Below are 2,026 nucleotides of genomic sequence, written 5' to 3' on the forward strand. Positions count from 1 at the left end.
CGGAGCCGACGACGCGGCCGGCGACGACCATGTCGAAGACGGCGTCGGCGAGCTGCTCGGCGGTGGGGAACGCCACCCACTGGCCGGCCGGGTCGGCGGCCGTCGGGATGAGCGCGACGCGCACGCCGCCGACCGGGCCCGAGAACGGCAGGCCGGACAGCTGGGTGGAGGCGGAGGCGGCGTTGATGGCCACCACGTCGTACAGGTCCTTGGGGTCGAGGCTCATGACGGTCACGACGACCTGGACCTCGTTGCGGACCCCGTCCGCGAAGGTGGGGCGGAGCGGCCGGTCGATGAGCCGGCAGGTGAGGATGGCGTCCGTGCTGGGACGCCCCTCGCGGCGGAAGAACGAACCGGGGATCCGTCCCGCGGCGTACATCCGCTCCTCGACGTCCACCGTCAGGGGGAAGAAGTCGAAGTGCTCCTTGGGGTGCTTGCCCGCCGTGGTGGCGGACAGCAGCATGGTGTCGTCGTCGAGGTAGGCGACGACCGCACCGGCGGCCTGCTTGGCCAGCCGGCCGGTCTCGAAGCGGAGCTCGCGGCGACCGAAATCGCCGTTGTCGATGGTCGCGACGGTCTCGAAGACCCCGTCTTCGACCTCGACGGCCGTGATCTGTGGCATGTGTTTCCTGTCGTGTCGGGTGCATGGGCCGCACGGCGGAATCGTCCCGCCGGGGCCACCGGGCGACACGTCAGGGGGTCCCGGTTCGACCTCGGTCTTCGATCGAAGCGGCCGGAACGTGTGCCACGGATGCTGATGCTCCCGGGCGTCGGGCTCCGGCGGCCACTACCGAGGACCGTCAATCGGACCTGTCGACCACCCCGGCACGTGTGCACCGGCTCCACCGAGGCTATCAGGGAAAACCGTCCGGGTCACCGGGCGCGCGCGGGTGACGCCCCCGACACCCGGCGGCCCGGTTCGCGGAAATGCGCCGACCCCGCCCGGATGGACCGGGCGGGGTCGGTGACGCGGTCGTCGTCGTGCGTCAGCGACGCAGGCCGAGACGCTCGATCAGCGAGCGGTAGCGCGCGATGTCGGTCTTGGCGATGTACTTGAGCAGACGACGCCGACGGCCGACCATGAGGAGCAGGCCGCGCCGCGAGTGGTGGTCGTGCTGGTGGGTCTTGAGGTGCTCGGTGAGCTGGGAGATCCGCTTGGTGAGCATGGCGATCTGGGCCTCGGGCGAGCCGGTGTCGGTCTCGTGGAGGCCGTACTCGGCCAGGACGGCCTTCTTGTCTTCGGTGCTCAGCGCCATGGTGACTCCTGGTTGTTCCAGTCCGCGTGAATGTTGGGCCCCGCCGCCGCGGACCACAGGAGGGCCGACGGGAGACGTTACCAGTCCGCGGACGTGTCGGCCCAATCCGAGGTCACGGCCGGTCGGCGTCCGCCCCGAGCACGGTCCGGGTCGTGGTGACGTCGCGGTCCATGGCCACGAGCAGCTCGTCGACGGAGGCGAACTTCACCATGTCGCGGACGTGGTCGACGAAGTCGACCGCCGCCAGTCGTCCGTACAGGTCGGCCGACTCGTCCAGGACGAACGCCTCGACGCTGCGGGCGGAGTCCCCGAACGTCGGGTTGGTGCCGACGGAGATCGCGGACGGGTAGCGCCGTCCCGGGACGATCGTGCCGCCGACGGGGCCGTCGTCGAGCACGGTGAACCACCCGGCGTACACGCCGTCGACGGGCACGGCGGTGTACTCGGGAAGGTCGAGGTTGGCGGTGGGGTAACCCAGGTCCCGCCCCCCGCGCCCGGCACCGTGGATCACGACGCCCGAGACCCGGTGCGGTCGGCCGAGGACCTCGGCGGCGCCGGCCACGTCGGCCTCGGACAGCAACCGGCGGATACGGCTGGAGGAGACGGTCTCTCCCCCGGCCTCGAGCAGGTCGACGATCTCGCAGACGATGCCGCGTTCGGCGCACAGCTCGCGCAGGGTCTCCGGGGTACCTGCCGCGCGTCGACCGAACGTGAAGTTCCGCCCCACGGTGACCGCGCGGGCCCGCAGGCCGCGGACGAGGACCCGGTCC

2 protein-coding genes and 1 pseudogene are annotated in these 2,026 nt (G+C 71.5%); all 3 read right to left on the reverse strand.

Going from position 1 to position 2,026, the window contains the following annotated elements; genetic code table 11:
- A pseudogene (locus tag G6024_RS15030) lies at positions 1–622 on the reverse strand (polyribonucleotide nucleotidyltransferase); the annotation flags it as partial.
- Positions 623–986: 364 nt separating this feature from the next.
- The gene (gene rpsO, locus G6024_RS15035) at positions 987–1,256 is read right to left on the reverse strand and encodes a 30S ribosomal protein S15 (RefSeq protein ID WP_067717704.1); all 270 of its coding nucleotides are present in this window, start codon (positions 1,254–1,256) and stop codon (positions 987–989) included.
- A gap of 112 nt (positions 1,257–1,368) precedes the next feature.
- Positions 1,369–2,026: riboflavin kinase (locus G6024_RS15040; protein ID WP_277355623.1), on the reverse strand; the 658-nt coding region annotated here is incomplete at its 5' end.

Source organism: Dietzia maris (genome assembly GCF_014144855.1).
In the GTDB taxonomy this organism is placed as follows: domain Bacteria; phylum Actinomycetota; class Actinomycetes; order Mycobacteriales; family Mycobacteriaceae; genus Dietzia; species Dietzia kunjamensis.